The sequence below is a fragment of the Nostoc sp. DedSLP03 genome, from assembly GCF_034530815.1.
Taxonomy (GTDB): Bacteria; Cyanobacteriota; Cyanobacteriia; order Cyanobacteriales; family Nostocaceae; genus Nostoc.
The window spans coordinates 1-2,845 of record NZ_JAVRCK010000206.1 but is presented as its reverse complement, the minus strand read 5'-3'; the positions used below and the strand labels follow the sequence as shown (position 1 = coordinate 2,845).

General features: G+C 42.5%; 2 protein-coding genes. Both read right to left on the bottom strand.

All coding sequences use genetic code 11. The annotated features are described in order from the left end of the window. Positions 1–51: 51 nt before the first annotated feature. Complete coding sequence (locus RM368_RS38190) at positions 52–471, bottom strand: helicase-related protein (RefSeq protein WP_322698884.1); 420 nt, start codon at positions 469–471, stop codon at positions 52–54. 180 nt (positions 472–651) lie between these two features. Then, complete coding sequence (locus tag RM368_RS38185; protein ID WP_322698883.1) at positions 652–2,784, bottom strand: DEAD/DEAH box helicase; 2,133 nt, start codon at positions 2,782–2,784, stop codon at positions 652–654. Positions 2,785–2,845: the final 61 nt, after the last annotated feature.

Below are 2,845 nucleotides of genomic sequence, written 5' to 3'. Positions count from 1 at the left end.
TTTTTCTTTTAGTCCTTTTATTTAGAATACCCGGAAAGTGACAGAAGAGGGCTAAGTAATTACTAAAGCTTGCTGTCCACTTCTACCAGCACGACCGCTACGTTGGGCGTAATTAGCAGGACTGGGGGGAACGTTTCGGAGATGGACAACGCTAAGGTCGGAAATATCGATGCCTAATTCCATTGTCGGAGAACAGAACAATGCAGCTAATTGTCCTTGACGGAATTTTTCTTCCCGTTCTTGACGGTCTTTGTTGCTTACCTGTCCGGTATGCTCTCGCCCTTCCATTGTTTGGATTTGCAAAGCGTTGGTTTGGTAAAAACCTTGGAAAAATTGGTTAACGGATATATTGGGCTTATCGTTACCCTGCAAGCGGCGGGATGTTAAGGGATCGGTAGGGATTTCCTTAAGGTTGGTTGCTTTCCATAGTAGTGAGTCTATGCGTAGCTGTACCTCAGATTTTTCTTGCACTAGGTAGCCAGCATCACACAAAGCATTAATTACAGGACTTACGCAACTGGCACATTAATATACAAACTGTCATATGTAACTGATTTAGCTCTAATACTGATAAATCAAAGCTTACAAGCATTAAGTCTTAATTAAAGTATATGTGCCAGTTGACATTTTTTTGTGACACTTGCGTAAGTCCTAAATTAAAGTAGTGATTAAGCTGTTGAACTCTACATCTGTTAGAAGTTGGCTACGGAGCGACCATGTATTTGGCGATCGCAAAAATTGTCCAATTTTACTTCTAGTAGTAAGTTTGACTTTCGCTTTTTCATTACCACCAGTACTAATAGTTGCCCAAGTTGCTAAGTACAAATATTCGTTCTCATCAAATACCCAAGGTTCTTTAAGAGCTTGAATGACTTCGCTTTTGAGTGAATCTTTTTGGTCTGGTTGTAAAAGTTTGGCATCAATTGCCAATTCTCGCCTCAGATGGTTGAGGAATGCTTGGGTAATGATGAAACGTTCTTGCGGAGTGGCTTGCAGTAGTAAAGAATGGCGATGTTTTTGCCATAGTTTATCGTCAGCACAGGCTTCTTGCAGTCCGTCATACTCAATTATTAACAGTCCACACTGTTCAAGGTTGGGTTGAACAATGCGCCACCCCCGACGCAAGTCTTCGTAAAGACGATATTCAATTAGTTTACGAAAGGCTTCTTCATTGCGTCGCTTCCCAACACCAAACTCTGCTGCTTGCTTGGCATAGTCGTTTTGAGTAATTCCCATGTATTGGACGACTACACTAGCTAATTCACTGTGGGTGAGTCGCCCCTTAGCTTGAATTGCGCCTAAAAGTGCAGCCCGTAAGAAGCTGGTTTGGACAAAATCATTGAAATGTCCTGCTTGTAAAGACGCATCTTGACGGTTATCGGTAAAACTGAGGATTTTGGCAGCTTTGGCTTTTTCCCCTGTAAAGACTTGTTTGAGGCGGCTGGTGGTAGAAAGACAAAATAGAGTGGTGGCGGTACTGCGTCCTTCACTGCTAAGGCGAGAGAGTTTAGCAAATTCGTTTCGCTTTTTGTCATGAAGTACGCCGCAGTTGAGACAGGTCAGAAAGGGTTTGGGAATAAACCAACAAGTGGTTCCTTGCAACAAGGAGGATGTAACTTTACCATTGGATAGAATTTGGAGTTTGCGAGGAATAAACCGTGCAAAGTCTTTTTTGGCAACCCGTCCTTTCTTTTTGGTTTCATTAAACCAAGAATCAGGAAGTCTATCTTCATCGCTTCTATCCCACAGTTCTGGTTCATCAAGGGTAAGATAACCTTCGGTAATATCTGCATCGTCAGGACTAATATCTAATGCAGTGGGCAATTGAGGCAGGATAATATGCTTATCGGCATCGTAGCGCACGACATAGTAATCCTGTCCGCATTTCCGACAAAAAACGAGGGGATAAAGTAGGCGGTTGTCGGTGGTTGTATATTGACCTTCGAGGGTTAAATGGCCTTTGTCTCGATTTTCAATAGTGGCGTAAACGCTTCCCCCTTGGGAAATGAACTGATGTAAACGAAAGGCAAGTCCATTAGTTTTGCTTCCCCACAGGAACATTTGTTTGAGGACTGTTAAACAAATTTCCCCTAGAAGCTGGGTTTGTTCGGCAAGTTTAGTTGCACCCGTTTCTAAACTAATGGGTTGACGGCGCACAAGATGCCCTTCTCTTTCTTCTAAACCGAAGTTCATTTCGATCCAGTAGCTCAGGGAATGGTTTCGGAATTCTGTTAGTGTTTGTTCTAATTCGGTTGGTAAACCTGCCGAGATTCCTTGGCACAGTTGTTCGATAGTAGGTTCAGCACGTTGGATAGAACGTTCTAAGGTTTCATCAATGACATTACTGGGTTTAATTTCCACGCCAAATAACTTACTAGCGACATCTGCCACAACCTGACGGCGTTGTTCGCGGGAACCGACCGTTGACATGGTGGCACTTGTGCCAATGCAGAGTAATTCGTCATTACTTCTGCTACGTTGACGAAGTTTGCGTATCAATATAGCAACGTCTGCGCCTTGTCGTCCCCGATAGGTATGTAATTCATCCAGTACCAGGAATTTTAAATTGGGAGACTCTACCAGTTTATTTTCGTGAGTGCGTGAGAGCATTAACTCTAGCATCACGTAGTTTGTGAGCAAAATATGGGGTGGATTGTTTTGAATTTCGGTTTTCCTGGTTAAACTTTCTTGCCCGGTGTATTTTTCAACACGAATATGAGTATTCGGAACTTGGCGTAAAAATTTGTCGAGTTCTTCTTTTTGGGAGTTAATTAAGGCATTCATGGGATAAGGGACTTCCAAGAAATAAATTACTCAGAAAAAATCGTAAGTGGATACTCAATAA

Coding starts and splice junctions, on each gene's coding strand:
- RM368_RS38185 (WP_322698883.1), bottom strand. CDS start 2,784: ATGAATGCCTTAATTAACTCCCAAAAAGAAGAACTCGACAAATTTTTA.